Raw genomic sequence first — 21,393 nt, forward strand, 5'->3', positions numbered from 1 at the left:
GATTTCTGTCCAAAAGATTACTGTAATGGCGATGTTGGTCGCAATTGGGACAATCTGTTCTCATTTGTTTTGGATTCCTGCTGGGGTGGCAAAAGCGTTTCCCGTTCAGCACGCGATCAACGTGATGGCAGGTGTGACACTTGGACCCATTCCGGCAGTTATTATAGCTTTTAGTATCGGCTTGTTGCGTAACTTATTTGGAATCGGTTCATTGCTTGCTTTCCCAGGAGGAATGATCGGGGCATTTGTAGCAGGGTACCTTTATAAAAAGGGAAGAAAGTATGTCTTTGCCGTTATAGGCGAATGGATAGGGACAGGGATCATCGGAGCTATTATAGCAGTGCCAGTAGCTACAGTTTTTCTAGGAACAAAAACTGGCGCATTCTTTTTTGTCACTCCTTTTTTAGTCAGTTCAATTGTGGGTGGAGTAATCGGTTTGTTAGTCATCCGTGTACTTCATAAAAATGCTGCAGCAAAAAACTGGCTAAGATCGAACCAAGAAAAATCTGTATGAAGAAATGCACCAGATAGGCCTCCACATCGTACACTATGTACTATCAACCGGTGAATAGGGGGCCGATATGATGAAAAAACGTCCAAAACGCTGGGTGTATACAGAAATGGTTCTCATGTTCTTAGGGCTACTTTTGGCTATTTATAACGGTAAGACTTGGGAAAGTCCAACTGTATTATTTTCAATCTTGATGGTGATTTTTATTTTTCGGGCAGTAGAGCGAAAAATATTTAATCAAAAAACGGAATTTTGGTTGAACGCAGGAATGGCCACGGTCTTTTTCATCCTTGGAATCGGACCGTTCGTATAAGGAGTATAAAAAGAAGCAGGCTGAAGAGAAGTCAGTCTGTTTTTTTTGTTTCTTTCTATAGGCAAACGTATATTTTTTTCAAATCTTTGACAAAATGACGTGTAACGTAATAAAATAATTTTACGTAAAGTTATATTTTTACGTCAGGCCAAATAATGAAGTGAGGTGATGAGAGTGAATAGGAATCAAAGTATGCCAGAGACGTTTATTGTCACAGAACCAGAACAAGCAGCTGCGCTATTGCATCCTGTAAGATCTGAGCTCATAAGTTTGTTAAAGGAGCCGCGTTCTGCGACAGAGCTATCAAAAAGAATGAACGATTCCGCTCAAAAAATGAATTATCATCTTAAAGCACTTGAAAAAGTAGGCCTTGTAGTACGTGCAGGCACAAGGAATGTAAGAAACCTTGTAGAAGTTCTATACGTAAGTGTCGGCCGTTCGTTTTTATTGTCAGATTCACTAGGTCTCTCTGCTGACACGATGAAAAAGCTCCAAGATCAAACGGCTCTTGCTCATGTGTTATCACTCACTGAGAAGATCAAACGAGATGCCATTTCCTTAATGGAGCAGTCGGAAGATGAAGAGATACCAAGCGCAGTGATGGAAATGGAACTAGCACTTTCCAACGTTGAACACCGCAATCTTTTTTTGCAGGAATATGCAGATATGCTCACCACTCTCATTCAAAAACACCACAAACCGAACGAAGAGAATGCAAAGATGTACTACGTTTCAATGGCGATGTATCCAAAACCTGAAGGAGGCGGCACAACGTGAATAAGGAGAATAAAAGTACGGTTATCCCAATCAATCGCGAAGCAGCAAGTGATGATACTAACATCATTCCTATGAAAACAGAAGTACAGGTTACAGAAACAGAAACGGTACAGGAACCAGCTAAAATTATTTTTATCACATCAGGATTTGGAAAAATACATGTTACACCAAAAACAAATACAAACCCGATGGCAATCGCAGCCTAACTAGGAGGAAAACAGATGAATCTAATTCCAATGGTAGTAGAATCTACAAATCGCGGAGAGCGGTCTTACGATATTTACTCACGCTTGTTAAAAGATCGAATCATTATGCTGGGGAGCGCGATCGATGATAACGTAGCAAATTCCATCGTTGCTCAATTACTCTTTCTAGCAGCTGAAGATCCTGACAAAGACATCTCCATCTACATCAACTCACCAGGAGGTTCTGTTACTGCGGGGCTAGCGATCTATGACACGATGCAATTCATTAAACCCGATGTTTCGACTATCTGCATCGGCATGGCGGCTTCAATGGGAGCTGTTCTCATGGTAGCTGGTGCAAAAGGCAAGCGTTATGCGCTTCCGAACGCAGAAGTGATGATACACCAGCCGTTAGGTGGAACACAAGGGCAGGCATCAGATATGGCGATTCACGCGAAACGCATCTTACAAACACGCGAGTTGTTGAATAAGATCATTTCTGATCGATCCGGCCAGCCGATTGAAAAGGTGGAAAAAGACACAGACCGTGATTATTTCATGTCTGCAGAGGAAGCATTAAAATACGGGATCATTGATAAAGTGATCGAGAAGATCTAGAAATAGAATAAGAGCAAGGTAAGAAGCCAGCCATGAAACATGGGCTGGCTTCTTGTATGGGGTCAGTCCCCAAACAATTTATTTCCCGTGTTGTTTTGAGATTTTCTTCGCGGGTGTTTGCTTCATTTTGAATGTAAAATACGTGCGATTTCGTTTTGATCCATCTGAATATGGTAATCTAATGTAAGTTACATAATTTAAAAGTGTATGAGCTTTTAAAGATAAACGAAAGAAGGAATGAAGGATGTCAGCTCCAACAGGCAAGTCGATAGATTCATCTTCTAACCAACAAAAAACGATCTATTCCATTCTTTTTGCCATAAGTTTTGTGCATTTATTAAACGATTCCATGCAGGCTGTTATACCAGCTATCTTTCCAATTTTAGAGAAATCAATGAATCTGACTTTTACTCAGCTTGGATGGATTGCTTTTACTTTAAACATCACATCTTCCATCATGCAGCCGGTGATTGGTTGGTATACGGATAGAACAACTTCACCTTATATACTCCTAGTTGGAATGATGGCGAGTTTAGTAGGTATGCTGGGGATCGCGTTTGCGGATTCCTTTTATATGATTATCATTTCAGTTATTGGTATTGGTTTAGGCTCTGCTGTCTTTCATCCTGAAGGGTCTAGAGTCGCTTATATGGCAGCTGGAAACCGTCGAGGACTAGCACAATCCATCTATCAAGTCGGAGGGAATACAGGGAGCTCACTGGCCCCTGTGATGACTGCGCTCGTTTTCGTACCGCTCGGACAGTTCGGAGCTGTATGGTTTACTTCGCTAGCGGCTATCGCTATCTTCGTATTGTTTTATGTTTCCGGCTGGTATGCCAAACAGCTTGTTCATTTCCCGCGTGTTCAAAAGCAAACCGGTGAGAAAAAGAAAATTGATAAGAAACGAAAAAACCAAGTTATCGGAGCGATGGCACTGCTCGTCTTTTTAGTTTTTGCACGTTCTTGGTACTTCTCTGGAATCGGCAACTATTATCAATTTTATTTGATCGATGATTATGGACTTACTATTAGACAAGCACAAATCTACTTGTTTGTTTTCATGGCTTCAGGTGTACTTGGAACTTTCTTTGGAGGACCAATCGCAGACCGGTTAGGAAAACGAAACATGATCTTTTGGTCGATGGTCGGGTCAGCACCACTCGCTTTACTTCTACCCCACGTAGGGTTATGGGCTGTTATTCCTTTGTTTTTCTTGATCGGCTTTATCTTGAACACAAGTTTTTCGGTGACTGTCGTATATGCCCAAGAGCTTGTACCTGGTAGAATCGGTATGGTATCAGGTTTGATCGTTGGTCTGGCGTTTGGTATGGGAGCCCTCGGGTCGGTAGTGCTTGGTAAGGTCGCTGACGTGACGAGCATCTCAAACACGATGTTCTTGATCAGCTTCTTACCGTTAGTCGGATTGTTAACGGTCATGCTGCCTACAGATAAGACTCTTGAGAAATGGTCTTCTGGGGTCTGACCCCAAACAAAGACATTTCTCTTCAATATGTCTTTCTCACAAAAACAAAGCCCCCTGTCTCTTTAGAGACAGGGGGCTTTGTTTAGTTATTCAATCGTCTATATCTGGCACTTGCGAACATGAATATGCCATATGAGATAAAGCCGAGTGATACGATTGCAAGAAGCACTGGACCAAACGGTTGTGACGCAAGCTCCAAGAGTGCGCCATCCAAACCCCGAGTCTCTTTTGGATCAGCAAGTATAGCCGTACGAACTAGAAAGAACGCAATAATCATAAAAACGATACCGCGGGCAGCCATTCCAAATGTTCCAATATAACCGCTCCATCGCCATTCTTTTTTATTCATTTCATTCTTCTTTAAGTCGCGTTTAAATCGGTGTGTAAAGGCTCGGTACATAAATACGATTCCTGTTATGGCAAAAACAATACCTCCAATAGCGACTAACAGTTGACCAAAAGGCTGTGAGAGCATTTGTGCAGAAAGCGTTTGGTAAGTTTCATCAGAAGATTTTGCTCTTGCACGAAACAATATGCGTAAAGAACTGATACACATGGCGATATAAACGCCTGCAATAATTAAAAAACCTAACCTATTAAACCATCTTTTCCAGTCATGCTTCACACATTCAGGATCGAAAAGAGCTTTAACAATCTGCCAAAAAGCAAACGCACTCAAGCCTAAGGAAAGCAAAATCAATAATATTGGACCAAAAGGCTGTTGAGCGATCGTATAGAGTGCTCCGTTTGAACTTGCTTCACTCGGATGCTTTCCAATAGACATGATTAAAGCAAGAATGCCGATAATGATGTAAACGATACCTTTTGAAAGATAACCGATACGTGCAGTACGGTGGACCCAAGGGCGATAGGACTCAAAACGACTTTTAATTTTATCTTTAACTGTTGGTTTCTTTAAAAAAGGCTGTTTCACGATGAGTACTTTTCTCCTTTCAAAGCAAATTACTTCTAGACTCAGGTGGGTTATAGAGCAAGTAAATACGGTATACGTTACTGATGATCGTCTTTAAGACAGCATAAGTAGGGATGGCTAAAAGCAGACCGATAAACCCAAATGCTGCACCTGCCATGAGTACGACTAGGATGATGGTGAGCGGATGGATACGAAGCTGTTTTCCCATGATTTGAGGAGACAAAATATTTCCCTCTACTTGTTGTACAACGAGCGTTACGATTGCGACTTTTACAGCCATAAACGGGTCTTGGATCAAACCTACTAAAAGAGCAGGAAACACCCCGATAAACGGTCCTAAAAAAGGAATCACATTTGTTAGAACTGCAAAAAGAGCAAGTACTAAGGCAAACTTTAATCCGATCAATAGATACCCCGCAAACATAAAAATACCTACAAACCAAGCAACGAGAACTTGACCTTTTATGTAGGAGGACAGGGTAGAGTCTATGTCTCTAACAATCGCTGCGACTTCATGCTCCATGTGATGAGGAGTAAACCTTAAAAAATAGTTAAAAAATTTCTTATCGTCAAGCAACAAGTAAAAAAGAATAAAAGGGACCACTAACAATACTAAAGCAATGTTTGTCAATGTGGCTACAAGAGCAATAACATCTTTTGAAACGGTACTTGTAAACTTTTCAAGCCGTTGTGTGGCTAACTTTGTTATATGTGTGCTGTCGACGAATGATTTTTTGCTTCCAGTAATCATCGTGCCTGTCTTTTCAGTAGCTTCACCAATCTTTTTCGGGAAATCGTCAGTGATACTAGAAAGCTGATCGGCTACAACGGGGACGGTTAGCGTGGCAACACTAGATATCGCTAAGATCAAACCGACCATCACTACCATGATGGCTACAAACTTAGGGACTTTTTTCTCCATTAAAAAACGTATGACCGGTCTAAGCAGATAATAAAGCAACCCAGCGATAAACAAAGGAAAGAAAACGCTAGATATAACAAGATAAAGGAAGTCAAGCAGGTAATCAATTTTACCTAGTAAATAAAGGATCATTAATAGTAAAACTGAGCCTGCGGCGTACTTGAAAAATGAGTGCTGATACCACATTAAATCTGACCTCCATTTCATAATAGTAGTCTTTTCCCTTTTTAGTAATTCGTAATCTTATTTTGGATAATAAAATAATTGACATTTTCTAAGAGCGCTGATAGATTGTAAGTGTAAATGTAAACGTTTACGTAACAAGAAAGCAGGGAGATGTTTTGAATCCGACAATAAAAGATGTGGCCAAGCATGCAAACGTTTCAATCGCTACAGTATCTCGGATTGTAAACGGGTTGCCTGGCTATTCGGAGGAAACAAAGAAAAAAGTTCAGCAATCTATCGAAGCACTCGGTTATCAGCCTAACGCCATCGCACGCGGGCTCATCAACAAGCGGACACAGACGATAGGGGTTCTTTTTCCGGATGTATCCGGAATGCTTTCATCAGAAGTATTAGAAGGTGTAGAGAATGCAGCTCACGACGAAGGGTTCAGCGTAATCGTCTGCAACACGACTTCGAGTGGGAAGAGAACCGTGAAATATTTGAGGCTGCTTCAAGAAAAACGAGTAGATGGTATCATCTTTGCTTCAGAAGATGTAAAGGAAGAGTACTATAAAATCTTTCAAGAGATGAAAGTACCTGTTGTCCTTGTGTCTACGGCGTCATCCAAATACGATTTGCCGTTTGTTCGAGTGAATGATTTTGATGGAGCATTTCAAGCTACAGAGTATTTAATCTCAAAAGGGCATAAAGAGATTGGGATGATCGGCGGCAGCGATCAGGATCCAATAGCGGGCGTACCAAGGATGCAAGGGTTTCAAAAAGCTCTAGAAAGTTATGGACTTACGTTTACTAAGAACCATATTACAAAAAACGAGGGTTATCGTTTTCAAAACGGAAAAGAGTCATTGCCACTTCTGCTAAAAAAACTCCCAGATATGACCGCATTATTCGCAGCAAGTGATGAGATGGCCATTGGAGCCATGTCCGCTGCGCATCAGTTGGGCATAAGGGTGCCAGAGGAACTATCAATCATAGGGTATGATAATCTGAAGATTGCTGAGATGTGTTATCCGCCACTAACGACTGTATCTCAGCCGTTAAAGGATATGGGACAAACCTCAGGTGAAATGCTAGTCAGTTTGATTAAAGGTGAACAACAAGAAGCAAAAAGCCGTTATATGCCTTTTACCATTGTGAAAAGGCAATCAGTCAGTGAATTTCGTGACAAGTAAAAAGCGGGTTAACTCAAAGCTTCATTTTTATTTGGGATTTACGTAAACGTTTACGTAAAACGCTTACACACATAGGAGGAAGTTATAAATGATTAAAGTAACAGTTTGGAATGAAAACCGCCATGAGCAGAAAAATCCAGTAGTAAAAGAAATATATCCAAAAGGAATTCATGGTGCTATTCAAGAATTTCTAGAAAAAGCAGGGCATGATGTGAACACAGCAACACTTGATGAAGCTCAGCATGGTCTAACAGAAGAAGTATTAAACAACACGGATGTGTTAGTTTGGTGGGGACACTTAGCTCATGATGAAGTAGAAGATGAAATCGTAAATAATGTTTATCAACGCGTTCTTGATGGAATGGGTCTACTCGTTCTTCACTCTGGTCACTTCTCAAAAATATTTAAAAAGCTGATGGGAACATCGTGTGACCTTAAGTGGCGTGAAGCTGATGAAAAAGAACGCATCTGGATTGTTAATCCAAGCCATCCGATAGCAAACGGACTTGGTGAATACATCGAGCTTGAAAAAGAAGAGATGTATGGGGAGCATTTTGATATTCCTGCTCCAGATGATCTTGTATTTGTCAGCTGGTTTGAAGGTGGAGAAGTGTTCCGATCAGGAGCAGCTTACAATCGTGGCAAAGGAAAAGTATTCTATTTCCGTCCGGGACATGAAACGTATCCAACGTATTACAACGAAGATGTGCAAAAAGTGATCACGAATGCAGTATCATTCTTAGCTCCTTCAGGCAGTGAAGCTCCAAAATACGGAAATGCAAAACCGCTTGAAGCAATCTCAAGCAAAGTAAAAATATAAAGCACCCACTATAAGGAGGAAATACTCATGACAATTAAAGTTGGAATTATCGGTTGCGGTAGTATCGCACAACATCGTCACCTTCCAGAATATGCGGCTAATGGAGACGTAGAGATCGTTGCTGTTTGTGACATCATAAAAGAGCGTGCTGAATCAACACAGTCGGTATACGGAGGAAAGATCTTTACGGATTATAATGATCTTCTTGCACTTGAAGAAGTTGATGCAGTAAGTGTTTGTACGCCTAACTTTCTTCACGCACCGATTTCAATTGCGGCTTTACATGCTGGAAAGCACGTTTTATGTGAAAAACCGATGGCAACATCGCTTCAAGAAGCAGAGGAAATGATCGCAGCAGCAGAAAAGAGCGGAAAAACGCTAATGATTGGTCATAATCAGCGCTTTGTTCCGGCACACCAGAAAGCGCGTGAGCTGATTGCGTCTGGTGATATCGGAAAAATTTACAGCTTCCGAACGGCTTTTGGGCACCCAGGACCCGAAGGCTGGAGCGTAGATGGTGTGAACAGCTGGTTCTTTAAAAAGGATGAAGCGTTTATCGGTGCAATGGGTGATCTTGGAGTTCATAAAACAGACTTGATCCGATACATTCTTGGAGAAGAGATTGCTGAAGTTGGTGCTTTTGTTGAGACGAGCGCAAAAGAGTTTGCTTCCGTTGATGATACAGCTGTTTGCGTGTTGAAAACAGAGAGCGGGGTCATCGGGACATTGGCCGCTAGTTGGTCTTACACGGCAAAAGAAGATAACTCTACAATTATTTATGGTGAAAAAGGAATCCTTCGATTAGAAGACGATCCCCAGTATTCTTTAGTCGCACAATATACGAACGGAAATGTTGTACGCTACGAGATGGGTGCGATTCAAACGAATGATAACCAATCTAACTCACATGTGGTAGATCACTTTATTGAAGCGGTCGACTCTGGTAAAGCTCCACTAATCACGGGCGAAGAAGGTAAGCGTTCATTAGCTGTTATCCTAGCTGCTTTAGAATCAAACGAGAAGAAAACGATCGAAAAAGTTAAAACAGGAGTTCACGCATGAAACTAAGAGTTGGGATCATCGGGGCAGGCGGCATCGCACAAGGCCGTCATATCCCCGCTTTTCAAAAGTTAGGAGAAAAAGCAGAAGTTACTGCGATTAGTGATGTAAACGTGGATGTTGCCAAAAGTGTTGCTGAAAAATTTCACGTACCGAACTATTTTACGAGTTATGTAGAGATGTGGCCTTATGTAGATGCTGTTGTTATCTGTACACCTAACAAGTTTCATAGAGAGATTACAGTTGCAGCATTAGATGCAGGTAAACATGTTTTATGTGAGAAACCGATGGCGATGACCGTTGAAGAATGCGCAGAAATGGTAGAAGCAGAAAAACGATCAGGAAAAGTATTATCGATCGCCTATCACTATCGATACATGAAAGAGTCGCAGGCTGCAAAACGCATCATGGAAGCAGGAGAGGTTGGTAATCCTCTTGTTGTTCGTGTACAAGCGCTTAGAAGAAGGAAAGTTCCGGGTTGGGGCGTATTTACAAATAAAGAACTTCAAGGTGGCGGAAGCTTGATCGACTATGGCTGCCATCTGTTGGATCTAACGCTTTGGCTCCTAGATAACCCGATTGTGAGTGAAGTATCTGGACAAACGTATAACACAGTGAGTCGTGAAGCAGAACAAGTGAACCAATGGGGTTCGTTTGATGCAGAAACGTTTGAAGTTGATGACCACGTAACGGCATATATTCGTCTTGCAAATGGGGGAACAATTCTGTTTGAAACATCATGGGCGGCAAATATTCCAGACGATGCAGAACTGCTTCGTATTTCTGGTGATAAAGGCGGGCTAGATGTCTTTCCACTTACGGTAAATAAAGCGGTAAATGGTATGATGACGACAACTAAAGCAGATTGGATTCTTGGAGAAGATGATCCCGGTCTTCCTCAAGCAGAGAATTTTGTGGACAGCTGTTTAGGTAAAGCAGAACCACTTGTGAAAGCTGAAGAAGCGATGAATACTTCACGCGTAATCGAAGCGATCTATGCTAGCAGTCTTATGGGAAAAGGTATTCAACTAGGACATGAAAAAGGAGTGAAGTAGCATGAAATTAGGTGTGTTTACGGTTTTGTTTTCACAAAAATCATTTACAGACATGCTTGACTATGTGAAAGAAGCGGGAGTGCAAGCTGTAGAGATTGGAACTGGAAACTATCCAGGAAACGCTCACTGTCCGCTTGATGAACTACTTCAGAGTGAAGAGAAGCGTTCACATTATCTACATGAAGTAGAAAAGCGAGGTTTGACGATTTCGGCGTTCAGTTGTCATGGAAACCCGTTATCTCCAGACGAGGCTTTTGCAAAAGAATCACATGATACTTTTGTAAAAACTGTTGAACTGGCTGAATTGATGAATGTACCAGTGGTAAACTGTTTCTCTGGTGTACCGGGTGACTCTGAGAATGCAAAGTATCCAAACTGGCCCGTTTCCCCTTGGCCGAATGAATACAGCGATGTGTTGAAGTGGCAATGGGAAGAGAAGTTGATTCCGTATTGGCGCACGTGGGGTCAATTTGCAAAAGAACATGGAGTGAAGATTGGCTTAGAGCTTCACGGTGGTTTCTTAGTGCATACTCCACATACGTTACTGAAGCTGCGTGAAGAAACTTGTGACGCGATCGGTGCGAACCTTGATCCATCCCATCTTTGGTGGCAAGGCATCGATCCTGTAGCAGCAATCAAAATTCTTGGAAAAGCTGGAGCAATCCACCACTTCCATGCAAAAGACACATACTTAGATCAAGACAACATCAACATGTACGGATTAACGGACATGCAACCATATGGCGCTGTTCAAAACCGCGCATGGAGCTTCCGTTCAGTAGGCTGTGGTCACTCTGTGCAAGACTGGTCAGACATGATGAGTGCCCTTCGTACGTATGGTTATGACTATGTAGTAAGCATCGAGCATGAAGATCCGATCATGTCGATCGACGAAGGATTCAACCGCGCGGTGAAGAACCTGCAGTCAATCCTCATCGCCGAGCAGCCAGCCGAGATGTGGTGGGTCTAGGGGTCTGACCCCACACAAATACAAATCTACTAAATTTGTATTTGTGGAGTGAACACTCTCTAGGGGTTAACATTCAAGTCTCACAAGCTCTGAGAAAACCTGTATCCCAGTTAATGGGATACGGGTTTTGTGTTTATGGAATTAAATGTTGAATCTCATTAGTTAAAAAATGATTTGACAGTTCATACCAATATCACATATAATTTCAAAAACATATGAAGTAGAAAACGAAGAAGAGGATTAGTAAATCGATTCTGTCTTTCTAGAGAGGAAGCTGTTTGGCTGCAAAGCTTCTACTGACAAACGATTGAACCTGCCTCTGAGTTCTGTATCTTATTCCAATAATAAGATATCCAGCGGTTAAATACCGTTATCATGAAAGAGTGTAAAGCTAAGCTTTGAATTAGGGTGGTACCGCCATGAAATTGGTCCCTAATGAAAAAGTTTAGCTTTTTTTATTTTCTAATAATAGTGAGGAGTGCAACCTATGGCAAAAGAATTTGTAAAAGATGTAACGAGTATGCAAGATGATTTTGCTCAATGGTATACAGATGTTGTTACAAAAGCTGAACTTATCGATTATTCAAGTGTTCGAGGATCTATGATTTTAAGACCCTACGGATACGCAATATGGGAGAACATTCAAAAGGAACTTGATAAGCAGATCAAAGCGACAGGTCATGAGAATGTGTATATGCCGCTTTTCATACCAGAAAGTCTGCTTCAAAAAGAAAAAGACCATATTGAAGGATTCGCTCCTGAAGTAGCATGGGTAACACATGGTGGAGAAGAAAAGCTGACAGAACGACTTTGTGTTCGCCCCACATCTGAAGTTCTTTTTGCCGAGCATTTCAAAAACATTATCCATTCTCATCGTGATCTTCCAAAGCTTTATAACCAGTGGTCGAACGTTGTGAGATGGGAAAAAACCACAAGACCTTTTCTTCGTACACTTGAATTCCTCTGGCAGGAAGGACATACGTGCCATGAAACAGATGAAGAGGCACACGAGGAAACGGTTCGTATGCTTAACGTATACGCTGATCTCTGTGAGGAATTCCTTGCAATACCGGTCGTGAAGGGTCAGAAAACAGAAAAAGAGAAATTTGCTGGAGCGAAATACACTTATACGATTGAAAGCCTAATGCATGATGGGAAGGCGTTACAGTCTGGAACTTCTCATCATTTAGGAGATGGATTTGCCAAAGCGTTCGGTATCGAATTTACGAACAGAGAAGGTAAACTGCAGACCGTTCAGCAGACATCATGGGGCTTCACAACTCGTATTATTGGGGCGATGATCATGGTTCATGGTGATGACCGGGGGCTAGTCGTTCCTCCAAAGATAGCACCAACTCAACTCATGATCGTACCGATTGCTCAACACAAAGAAGGTGTTCTCGATTTTGCATACGATTTAAAAGATAAGCTTTCACAGACCATTCGAACTGGAATTGATGCAAGTGATAAAAAGCCAGGGTGGAAATTTAATGAATATGAGATGAAAGGAATACCTCTTCGTCTTGAGGTTGGGCCGCGTGACATTGAGCAAAACCAAGTCATATTAGTTCGTCGTGATACAGGAGAAAAAGAAACAATAACTCTGCAAGATTTAGAAGTACACATACAAAATACATTAGTTGATATTCAGAGTAATTTATTTAAAAGGGCAAAGGCTCACCGAGAACATCAAACAACGACAGTCACTACATTTGATGCATTTAAAAATGAACTAACTGATAAAGGCGGGTTCATTAAAGCGATGTGGTGTGGAGATGAAGCTTGTGAGAATTTTATTAAAGATGAAACAGGTGCAACATCAAGGTGTATACCATTTGAACAAGAAAAGCTCTCAGAAAAGTGCGTTTGCTGTGATGAAGAAGCAAAGCATCTTGTGTACTGGGCAAAAGCATATTAAAGGAAAGGGGTCTGACCCCTTTCCTTATTTTTAAATATAATAAATTCCATAATATTAGGAACTTTACATTACTGTATGACATACACTATACTATAATCGAGGTGATTGCATGAGCGAATTAATTTTCTCTCTAAAGACAGAACTGCGAAGAGGAACTTTAACTTTAGCAGTTTTAAGCCAGCTCCAAACACCGCAATACGGGTACTCACTCGCACAACGGTTAGAAGAGAACAACGTATCTATTGATCAAAGCACATTGTATCCACTTCTTCGAAGGCTTGAAAAGCAAGAGCTGCTGACGAGTGAGTGGGATACAACCGAGAACAGACCTAGAAAATATTATCTTCTGAGCGAGTTTGGTCAAGAAGTGTTCAGACAGCTGAAAGAAGAATGGCAAAAAACGTCCATGCAATTAAATTCGATGTTATAAGGAGGAATTCCAAATGAATTTGATTGAAACGTATATCAATGAAGTGACACAAAGACTTCCCGAAAAAATAAGGGATGACATCGCGATGGAATTAAGGTCTACTATCGAAGATATGCTTTCAGATCAATACACAGACAAGGATGTTGAAGTGGTTCTAATGAAACTAGGAGATCCTGTAAAACTCGCAGGCGAATACAATAATAAGCCTCGTTATCTCATAGGTCCTATGTTTTATGAAAGTTATATCAATGTCTTGATCGTAGCAGCGATCATTTCCGTTGTAATCAGCAGCCTTACGCTTTTTGTAAACGGTATGATCACGTTTGAGGGTGATAAATCTCTATTCACTGTAATGGCTTTTATCGGTCAACTTTGCTTGAAGATGCTCTTATCCAGCTTGAATGTTTTGTTTCAAGTTTTCTTCTGGGTAACGATTGTTTTTATCATGTTAGAACGATCAGGAGTTTCGAATGGTGATCTTTACACGAGAAAAAAGAAAACATGGTCTCCATCCGATCTATATCAACTTAAGAAAGTAGTTGCGAAAAGACAGATTCCAAAAGCGGAAGTTTTCTTTAGTTTATTCTGGACAGCAATTTGGGCAATAATCCTATTTAAGTCGGCTGAAATGATCGGTTGGTATGAACAAAGTGGAAAAGGATTAGAAGGACTTACGCTCAAAGCTCCACTATTTAATGAAGAAGTTTTGTTCACGTATGCTCCTTTTATAGTTTTGCTTATTCTTATTGAAGTGGGTCTTGCTATCTATAAATTTTTCATTGGAAGATGGACGAATCTGCTTGCTTCTTTAAACTTAATCTATCATTTTATTTCGGTAGGATTACTTTGCTTTATGCTAACGGATGAAACTCTTTATAATAAGTCATTTACTCAAAAACTATATGACACCGTCCCGGATGTTCCAGCATTTTGGTTTGTATCCACAATAGCAACACTCATGGCTGTATTTTCCATCATTGATATTATTACGGGCTTCAATAAAGCAAATAAATCAAACGCTGCCATCGACCAATGGATGAAGAATGGATAAGAAAAAGGCTTCTAAAAAGAAGTCTTTTTATTTTTGAAATGGAACAATATGTTAAAGTTTAATAGTAGAAAAATACGAAGGAGGAATAACGTGTTTACGATAGTAAAAGCAGATTCTTCAAAAGCGAAAGAAATCGCAATCTTCATTGCAAACGAAAACAGAATCACCTCTAACTATTGCGGTTATTGTGGTGAAGAAGAGCATGAAATTCTCCATTCACTAATTGAAGACGTTTCAGATGTTCCTTACAATGAATCCTTCGCATTGGCTTATGAGGATGATCTCCTTGTAGGAGTGATCGGATTTGATGCAGATCTCGAGAACGGAAACGCAGAAATATGGGGACCTTTTATCCGGCATAGTGAGCACCAGCAAATTACTAAACAGCTTTTGGAGTTTTTACTTCAGCTCATTCCCCAAAGAATTAACACGGTTCATTTCTTTATCTCTACAGAAAATACAAATCAGAGAGAGTTCCTACTACATAATGACTTTATGGATCAAGAAAGTAAACATACAATACTTACGGTCAATAAGGAATCCTTAACAACCACAAATTTAGTAAAGAACATAAAAGAACTGACAGAAAATGATAAAGATGTTTTCAAAAATCTCCATGATACCCATTTTCCTTCTACTTACTACAATTCACAACAGATCATTGAACGAATTAACGAGTTTCATAAAGTGTTTGTTTATGAGACTGAAAATGAAGTGTCAGGTTACATTTATGTGGAAATACAACCTGAGTTTGCAGAAGGTTCTATTGAATTTTTCGCTGTAGATGAAAACCATCGAGGAAAAGGAATCGGCGTACAGCTATTAACCTATGCCGTCAAATGGATGCTTAGTAATCCGCACTTGAGACGTATTGATCTATGCGTAAACCATGAAAATAAACAAGCGATCAACCTATACCAGAGAATCGGGTTTGTTATTCAAAAAGAACTATTTCATATTAAGAAGCAACTTTCAGCAGAAACATATTCTAGAAAATAGTACTATTTTTACTTCACCTCTATGAAAAATATTTTTTCCGTATAAAATAGATAGAGTGATTATGAATCTATTTAAGGGGAGAATGTTATGAAAAACACTTGGAAAGCCTATCGTTCACCGATTATATTGCTCCTCGCAATTATTGCCGGAAGCATCATCGGTTCGACGATGGGGAAGGACGCTGCAGTCCTTAAACCGTTCGGCGATCTGTTTCTAAACGTTATGTTCATGATTGTCGTTCCACTCGTTTTCTTTTCGATCTCATCGAGTGTAGCGAGTATGGCTGGAACTAAACGTTTTGGTAAGATTATCAGCTCTATGCTGATCGTCTTTTTATTCACAGGAACGGTTGCTGCTATCATCAGTATGGCTGGAATTAAAATCTTTCCGCCTTCTGAGGGTGTGAAGATCGACTTAGTGAAGCCTGATACAACGGGTGAGGAAGTATCGATTGGTGATCAGTTAGTTAGTACAGTCACTGTGCCAGATTTCGTAGATCTATTAAGTCGTGCCAATATGTTAGCACTAATCCTTTTTTCTGTGTTGTTAGGTCTTGCAACTTCGAAAGTAGGAGAAAAAGCAAAGCCGCTCGCGAACTTCCTTTCAGCGGGAAGTGAAGTTACCCTTCAGATGGTGAAATATGTGATGTATTATGCACCGGTTGGTTTAGGAGCATACTTTGCTGCACTTGTTGGTGAATTCGGCCCAACGTTGCTCGGTTCATACTTTAAAGCAGTCTTATTCTACTATCCGTTCTCTATTCTTTATTTCTTTGGTTTCTTTACCTTATACGCGTTCATGGCTCATGGAAAGCTTGGTATCCGTGTGTTTTGGAAAAACATGCTTTCGCCATCTGTAACGAGTTTAGCAACGTGTAGTTCTGCTGCGAGTATTCCTGTTAACTTAGAAGCTACTAAGAAAATGGGAGTACCTGACGATATTAGTGAAACGACGATTCCGCTCGGTGCAACGCTGCATAAAGACGGATCTGTTATCGGTGGGGTATTAAAGATCACGTTCCTTTTTGGAATATTTGGAATGGACTTCTCAGGATTCAATACTTATCTTCTTGTTGGTGGAGTTGCTCTACTAGTCGGTATGGTAATGGGAGCGATCCCTCAAGGCGGACTGATAGCGGAGATGCTTATTCTATCTCTGTTCGGTTTTCCTCCTGAAGCTCTTCCAATAATTGCAGCGATCTCTGCCATTATTGATCCTCCAGCTACTTTATTGAACGCTACAGGTGATAATGTCGCAAGTATGATGACAGCGCGTTTAGTTGAAGGTAAGAACTGGCTGATTAAAAAGACAGGTTCGTTAACAGAACAAAAAGGCGCATAATCTATTTACATCTCTAACTCATCTTATGTTGAGTTAGAGATTTTTTTATGGAAAAAATGTGTATCTACTTTGTTATCGCATCCCAATCATTGGCTGACTGTAAAAGCAAAATAAAAAAAGCCTTCCGCTAACTAATAACGGAAGACTTAAGTGTAACTAAAAGATTAAGTTTAATACGAGATAAGATAGAGCAGCTAATGTCGCAGAGATCGGAAGTGTGATGAACCAAGTGATGATCATTGTCTTAGCAGTTCCCCACTTAACCCCTTTTAAACGGTGAGACGCACCAACTCCTAGGATAGAAGAAGTGATAACGTGCGTTGTACTTACTGGTATACCTAAGAAAGATGCTCCAAAGATAACTGAAGCTCCCGTTAAATCAGCAGATACCCCGTTAACTGGACGAATCTTCATGATCTTTCCGCCAACCGTCTTAATAATTTTCCAGCCACCTACAGAAGTACCAAGACCCATTGCAAGTGCACAGGAAATCTGTACCCAAAGCTGAATATCAGTGCTTTCCGTGTAGCCGTTCGCGATTAGTGCCATCGTGATGATACCCATCGCTTTTTGCGCATCATTCGTACCGTGGGAATAAGCTTGAAGCGCAGCAGTAGCTACCTGCACTTTACGAAAACCGTTATTTGTTTTCGTTAGGTTCGTATTTTTAAATATCATCTTAATAACGTTATAAAATATAAAACCAACAATAAATGCTAGAATCGGAGATAGAAGTAAACCATAAATAATTTTTAGAAAACCAGAATAATGAAGTGCTTCAAAACCAGCAGCTGCAATCGCAGCACCAGCTATAGAACCGATAATTGCATGTGAAGATGAACTTGGAATTCCATAGTACCAAGTAATCAAGTTCCAAGCGATTGCCGCAACAAGAGCAGCAAGGATAACGACTGACCCGTTAGGAAGTGTAAATGGGTCAACAATATCTTTGGTGATCGTTTTTGCAACACCAGTGAATGTCATGGCTCCGACAAAGTTCATGACAGCAGCTAAAATAATAGCTCTTCTTGGTGTCAACGCTTTTGTTGAAACAGATGTTGCAATCGCGTTCGCCGTATCATGAAATCCATTGATAAAATCAAATGCAAGCGCACCGATTACAACAAGAATGGTAATGAGTAATACTGTATCCATACCAGCCACCCGTTAAGCGTTTTTCATGATGATAGATTCTAAAGTATTTGCAACGTTCTGGCAGCTGTCGGCAATGCCTTCAAGCACTTCGTACATTTCTTTATACTTAATAACTTTGATCGGATCTGTTTGTGTTGAGAACAACTCACGCTGTGCTTCACGGTAAAGATCGTCACATTTTGATTCGTAATCTTTAATTTTGATAGCATGTTCACGCATATCAAGAAGTTTTTTCTCTGATAACAAATTAACAGTAAGCAGAATTTCTTCCGCACTTAATTTAATGTATTCTACAAATTTAACCATGTATTGATCTGGATTTGTAATTGCGTAAATATCAAACAATGCAGAAGATTGCTCGATACCATCTAAAATATCATCCATGCTCATGGCAAGTGATAAGATGTCTTCTCTTTCAATGGGTGTAATAAATACTTTGTTCAGTTCCATGATAACGGTATGAACATAAGAATCACCTTTAGATTCTAGTTCTTTTAAGTGGTCCGCAAACTCGCGAAGATCATTTTCGTTGTTAATCTTAAATTCGTGGAAATAACCAGCAGAGTCCTTCAAGTTGCTAGCAATATCCGTTAGCATGACCATGAACTTGTCCTTTTTCTTTGTAAACATAGTACCCTCCAAAAGAAATGTCTTTTATCCTTTTTCTTTTACGTTTTTTATAGTGGTTATTTTTTTCTATTTTTTAACCACCCAACACATTATACAAAAAAATAAGAGTTTTTGTCGAAAAAGAATGAATTGTAATCAATTATTTACAAAAGATTAACAAGGTTAACCTATCTTTTTATAATTTACACACACAGAATTTACAATGTAAATGATTTGAAATGTTTTCTTTATATTCTTCTAACTCATCATTCCTTAACGTATTATTTAGAATCTAGTGGCACAGAAAGCCCATAGAAGAACATTTGTAAAATATCTGTTGCTAGCTTTTTTCCATTCTCTCCTGTGATCATCGAGATAAGCATATCGTTATTGAAAAGTTGGATGTATACCATTATCGATTCTAAAGAAAGATCAGGATTGATCTCACCATTATTTTGAGCACTTCTAATCAGGTCAACTATTAAAGGAATTGCATACTTAGATTGAAATTCAGTTAAGTAAATTTTTAACTCCTCATCGTTTAGCATCATCTCTTGAATAACTTCTGGATGAATGTTCAGTACGTTATTCGTCTTTTGATGGATGCTTGCGGTCATTTTTTCTTTAAAAGAAAGATCCTTCTGAAATAGCTTCTTATGAAATTTGTATTCTTCTTCTACAAATTCTTTAATCACTTCACGAAACAAAGCTTCCTTGCTGCCAAAATGATTATAGATAGTTACTTGAGATACCCCAGCATGTTTTGCGAGATCTTCTATTTTTATTTCTTTAATGCCTTGTTTTTGAAAAAGCGAGAAAGCAGCTTGTTTAATATCTTTTTTCTTCTGTTCCTTACGACGTTCGTATCCGTTCAAATTTCTTCACCTCTTTACTAGGATAAAACATATTTTGAAAAATAACAAATCACATATTTCAAAAAGTATTGCTAAGTGCGACGAAAAGGGTTATGATTATTTTGAAATATAATAAGTTTAATATTTCAAAAAGGTGGGTGTGACGATGATTATCGTAAAGGGACTGTCAAAGCGATTTACTGCAGAAAAAGGTTTGTTCGACCTGAACTTTGAAGTGCAAAAAGGTGAGGTGTTTGGATATATTGGTCCGAATGGAGCGGGCAAATCAACAACCATTCGTCACTTGATGGGTTTTATGAAACCAGATAGTGGGCATTCTTCAATCGATGGAATGGACTGTTGGAACAACGCTGCACGCATTCAAGAACAAACAGGATACCTGCCCGGAGAGATTGTTTTTTTAGAAGGGATGACAGGGCTTGGCTTTTTGTCACTCGTTCAAAAGATGCGAAAGCAAACCTCTACAAAACGGAGAGACGAATTAATTGAAAGATTTCAGTTAGATGTAAAAGCACCAATAAGGAAGATGTCTAAAGGGATGAAACAAAAAGTGGGAATCATAGCAGCGTTTATGCATGAGCCTCAAGTTCTTATATTAGATGAACCTACATCGGGGCTAGATCCACTCATGCAGCGTGTTTTTATCGATCTTATCTTGGAAGAAAAACAAAATAACAAAACGATACTTATGTCATCACATAGTTTTCAAGAGATTGAGCGGACTTGTGATTCGGCAGGGATCATAAAAGACGGAAGATTAGTAGCGCTAGAAGATATGCATAGGCTACGTACGGTTCAACGACGTGTATTTGAAGTGAAAGTTAAGTCTGAAAATGATATGAATACCATTCTTCATTCCAATTTGGATACAGAAGTAAAAGGGGAAAGAACGGTTCATGTTACGGTTCAAGGGAATGATCAGGAATTTCTTCAGTTGTTAAGCGGCTGTGAGGTTCAACATATCGATACACGGCCACAGGATTTAGAAGATATTTTTATGCATTATTACGACAGAAGGGAAGTGGCGAAATGAGCTTGCCTTTATTCCTTGCGATGATGAAAAGTCACTTAAAGCTGATTGCCGGGTTCATATACGGTGCTGCAGCTTATATTGTCCTGATCATTTGGATATATCCTTCTATTGCTGATATGAAAGGATTTAACGATATGATCGCAGCTCTGCCAGAAGGCATGCGAAAGCTGATCGGGATGGAGAATGGCATAAATTCGCTATCAGACTATGTAGCGGGTGAATTTTACGGTATGTTGTTTTTGATCATATTGATGGTATATGTGATCTTGACTTCAACTCGGGTGATGGCACGCTTGATCGATCAAGGTTCAATGGCCTATATGCTCGCTACACCAAATTCAAGAGTTAAGGTTGCTATCACACAGGCAGCAGTATTGCTTACCGGACTTGCATTGATCGTAGGGTTTACAACGCTTAGTGGCATTGCAGCAAGTGAATGGTTGATTCAAGGGTATCAATTGGATATTCCTTCTTTTATTAGAATGAATGTACTGACCTTTCTTATCTTCTCAACGATCGCAGGTTATTGCTTTTTTATCTCATCGGTAAGTAATGATGAGAAAAAAGCGCTCGGAATTTCTGCTGGGATCACGCTTTTGTTTTATATGTTGAACATGGCAGGTAAACTCAGTGAGAAAACAGAATGGATGTTAAACTTTTCGATCTTTAAATGGTACGACCCGGTTAAGTTGATCAACAATGAAACGGACGCGATCTGGATCGGTTGTTCTCTAAGTATCTCAACATTTTTATTGTTCATGGTTAGTGTGATCGTGTTTAAGAATAGAAATCTTCCGTTATAAATATTCTAAATAGTTCGACTAATGTGTATAATATTAATAAACAAAGTCACAAAAATGGAAATTCCACATACAATGTAAGTGCTAGGAACCGAATATTGGATAGTTTTCAGGCTGCTGTCGTAAAAGACGGCAGCATTTCTGCTTTTTAAGGGTACTTGAGGATGATAGTTATTA

General features: G+C 39.8%; 23 protein-coding genes and 1 other annotated feature. Of the genes, 18 read left to right on the plus strand and 5 right to left on the minus strand.

Annotation, left to right across the window (positions count from 1 at the left end; genetic code table 11):
* Nucleotide 1 precedes the first annotated feature (1 nt).
* From thiW to IHV09_RS03745, 6 genes are all read left to right on the plus strand, one after another.
* Nucleotides 2–514: an energy coupling factor transporter S component ThiW gene (gene thiW / locus IHV09_RS03720; protein ID WP_370568952.1), complete on the plus strand. Its 513-nt coding sequence runs from the start codon at nucleotides 2–4 to the stop codon at nucleotides 512–514.
* 67 nt (nucleotides 515–581) lie between these two features.
* Complete coding sequence (locus IHV09_RS03725) at nucleotides 582–824, plus strand: hypothetical protein (protein WP_197127372.1); 243 nt, start codon at nucleotides 582–584, stop codon at nucleotides 822–824.
* Nucleotides 825–998: 174 nt separating this feature from the next.
* The gene (locus IHV09_RS03730) at nucleotides 999–1,601 is read left to right on the plus strand and encodes a winged helix-turn-helix domain-containing protein (RefSeq protein ID WP_197127373.1); all 603 of its coding nucleotides are present in this window, start codon (nucleotides 999–1,001) and stop codon (nucleotides 1,599–1,601) included.
* Nucleotides 1,598–1,807 (plus strand): hypothetical protein, encoded by a 210-nt coding sequence (locus tag IHV09_RS03735; RefSeq protein ID WP_197127374.1) that lies wholly within the window; start codon nucleotides 1,598–1,600, stop codon nucleotides 1,805–1,807. Before IHV09_RS03730 ends, IHV09_RS03735 begins: the two co-directional genes overlap by 4 nt.
* A 15-nt stretch (nucleotides 1,808–1,822) precedes the next feature.
* A complete protein-coding gene (gene clpP / locus IHV09_RS03740; RefSeq protein WP_066392681.1) occupies nucleotides 1,823–2,404 on the plus strand; it encodes an ATP-dependent Clp endopeptidase proteolytic subunit ClpP in 582 nt (193 codons plus the stop codon).
* Nucleotides 2,405–2,648: 244 nt separating this feature from the next.
* Nucleotides 2,649–3,887: an MFS transporter gene (locus tag IHV09_RS03745; protein ID WP_197263652.1), complete on the plus strand. Its 1,239-nt coding sequence runs from the start codon at nucleotides 2,649–2,651 to the stop codon at nucleotides 3,885–3,887.
* Nucleotides 3,888–3,969: 82 nt separating this feature from the next.
* On the opposite strand, the gene IHV09_RS03750 is transcribed toward IHV09_RS03745, so the two are convergent.
* Nucleotides 3,970–4,821, minus strand: a complete 852-nt coding sequence (locus tag IHV09_RS03750; RefSeq protein ID WP_197263653.1) for a DUF1206 domain-containing protein — start codon at nucleotides 4,819–4,821, stop codon at nucleotides 3,970–3,972.
* A gap of 19 nt (nucleotides 4,822–4,840) precedes the next feature.
* Nucleotides 4,841–5,929 (minus strand): AI-2E family transporter, encoded by a 1,089-nt coding sequence (locus tag IHV09_RS03755; RefSeq protein ID WP_197127377.1) that lies wholly within the window; start codon nucleotides 5,927–5,929, stop codon nucleotides 4,841–4,843.
* Nucleotides 5,930–6,084: 155 nt separating this feature from the next.
* Between IHV09_RS03755 and IHV09_RS03760 the strand changes: the two genes are divergently transcribed.
* The 10 genes from IHV09_RS03760 (at nucleotide 6,085) to IHV09_RS03805 (ending at nucleotide 16,744) form a co-directional block, all read left to right on the plus strand.
* A complete protein-coding gene (locus IHV09_RS03760; protein ID WP_197263654.1) occupies nucleotides 6,085–7,101 on the plus strand; it encodes a LacI family DNA-binding transcriptional regulator in 1,017 nt (338 codons plus the stop codon).
* Between the two features lie 88 nt (nucleotides 7,102–7,189).
* The gene (locus tag IHV09_RS03765) at nucleotides 7,190–7,921 is read left to right on the plus strand and encodes a ThuA domain-containing protein (RefSeq protein WP_197263655.1); all 732 of its coding nucleotides are present in this window, start codon (nucleotides 7,190–7,192) and stop codon (nucleotides 7,919–7,921) included.
* A gap of 27 nt (nucleotides 7,922–7,948) precedes the next feature.
* The gene (locus tag IHV09_RS03770; RefSeq protein ID WP_197263656.1) at nucleotides 7,949–8,983 is read left to right on the plus strand and encodes a Gfo/Idh/MocA family protein; all 1,035 of its coding nucleotides are present in this window, start codon (nucleotides 7,949–7,951) and stop codon (nucleotides 8,981–8,983) included.
* Nucleotides 8,980–10,035, plus strand: a complete 1,056-nt coding sequence (locus IHV09_RS03775) for a Gfo/Idh/MocA family protein (RefSeq protein ID WP_197263657.1) — start codon at nucleotides 8,980–8,982, stop codon at nucleotides 10,033–10,035. Before IHV09_RS03770 ends, IHV09_RS03775 begins: the two co-directional genes overlap by 4 nt.
* Before the next feature lies 1 nt (nucleotide 10,036).
* The gene (locus IHV09_RS03780; RefSeq protein WP_197263658.1) at nucleotides 10,037–11,005 is read left to right on the plus strand and encodes a sugar phosphate isomerase/epimerase family protein; all 969 of its coding nucleotides are present in this window, start codon (nucleotides 10,037–10,039) and stop codon (nucleotides 11,003–11,005) included.
* 221 nt (nucleotides 11,006–11,226) lie between these two features.
* Nucleotides 11,227–11,442, plus strand: a binding site (T-box leader).
* 50 nt (nucleotides 11,443–11,492) lie between these two features.
* Nucleotides 11,493–12,923 carry a proline--tRNA ligase gene (gene proS / locus IHV09_RS03785; RefSeq protein ID WP_197263659.1) on the plus strand — a complete coding sequence of 477 codons (1,431 nt, stop codon included), beginning with the start codon at nucleotides 11,493–11,495 and terminating at the stop codon, nucleotides 12,921–12,923.
* 109 nt (nucleotides 12,924–13,032) lie between these two features.
* Nucleotides 13,033–13,353, plus strand: a complete 321-nt coding sequence (locus IHV09_RS03790) for a PadR family transcriptional regulator (RefSeq protein ID WP_191752745.1) — start codon at nucleotides 13,033–13,035, stop codon at nucleotides 13,351–13,353.
* A gap of 13 nt (nucleotides 13,354–13,366) precedes the next feature.
* Nucleotides 13,367–14,404 (plus strand): HAAS signaling domain-containing protein, encoded by a 1,038-nt coding sequence (locus IHV09_RS03795; protein WP_197263660.1) that lies wholly within the window; start codon nucleotides 13,367–13,369, stop codon nucleotides 14,402–14,404.
* Between the two features lie 90 nt (nucleotides 14,405–14,494).
* On the plus strand, nucleotides 14,495–15,403 hold the full coding sequence (locus IHV09_RS22775; RefSeq protein ID WP_197263661.1) for a GNAT family N-acetyltransferase: 909 nt from the start codon (nucleotides 14,495–14,497) through the stop codon (nucleotides 15,401–15,403).
* 87 nt (nucleotides 15,404–15,490) lie between these two features.
* A complete protein-coding gene (locus IHV09_RS03805) occupies nucleotides 15,491–16,744 on the plus strand; it encodes a dicarboxylate/amino acid:cation symporter (RefSeq protein WP_197127386.1) in 1,254 nt (417 codons plus the stop codon).
* 156 nt (nucleotides 16,745–16,900) lie between these two features.
* Here IHV09_RS03805 and IHV09_RS03810 read toward each other — a convergent pair whose 3' ends face one another.
* From IHV09_RS03810 to IHV09_RS03820, 3 genes are all read right to left on the minus strand, one after another.
* Nucleotides 16,901–17,899, minus strand: a complete 999-nt coding sequence (locus tag IHV09_RS03810; protein WP_197127387.1) for an inorganic phosphate transporter — start codon at nucleotides 17,897–17,899, stop codon at nucleotides 16,901–16,903.
* 12 nt (nucleotides 17,900–17,911) lie between these two features.
* Nucleotides 17,912–18,529 (minus strand): DUF47 domain-containing protein, encoded by a 618-nt coding sequence (locus IHV09_RS03815; RefSeq protein ID WP_197190430.1) that lies wholly within the window; start codon nucleotides 18,527–18,529, stop codon nucleotides 17,912–17,914.
* Nucleotides 18,530–18,789: 260 nt separating this feature from the next.
* Nucleotides 18,790–19,383 carry a TetR/AcrR family transcriptional regulator gene (locus IHV09_RS03820; RefSeq protein ID WP_197127388.1) on the minus strand — a complete coding sequence of 198 codons (594 nt, stop codon included), beginning with the start codon at nucleotides 19,381–19,383 and terminating at the stop codon, nucleotides 18,790–18,792.
* A 145-nt stretch (nucleotides 19,384–19,528) separates the two neighbouring features.
* Between IHV09_RS03820 and IHV09_RS03825 the strand changes: the two genes are divergently transcribed.
* Both IHV09_RS03825 and IHV09_RS03830 read left to right on the plus strand, forming a co-directional pair.
* The gene (locus IHV09_RS03825) at nucleotides 19,529–20,416 is read left to right on the plus strand and encodes an ABC transporter ATP-binding protein (protein WP_197263662.1); all 888 of its coding nucleotides are present in this window, start codon (nucleotides 19,529–19,531) and stop codon (nucleotides 20,414–20,416) included.
* Entirely contained in the window at nucleotides 20,413–21,219 is an 807-nt protein-coding gene (locus IHV09_RS03830) for an ABC transporter permease (protein ID WP_197263663.1), read from the plus strand. The genes IHV09_RS03825 and IHV09_RS03830 overlap by 4 nt, the downstream gene beginning before the upstream one ends.
* Nucleotides 21,220–21,393 lie beyond the last annotated feature (174 nt).

This window comes from Fictibacillus sp. 23RED33, from assembly GCF_015903925.1.
GTDB classification, from domain to species: domain Bacteria; phylum Bacillota; class Bacilli; order Bacillales; family Fictibacillaceae; genus Fictibacillus; species Fictibacillus phosphorivorans.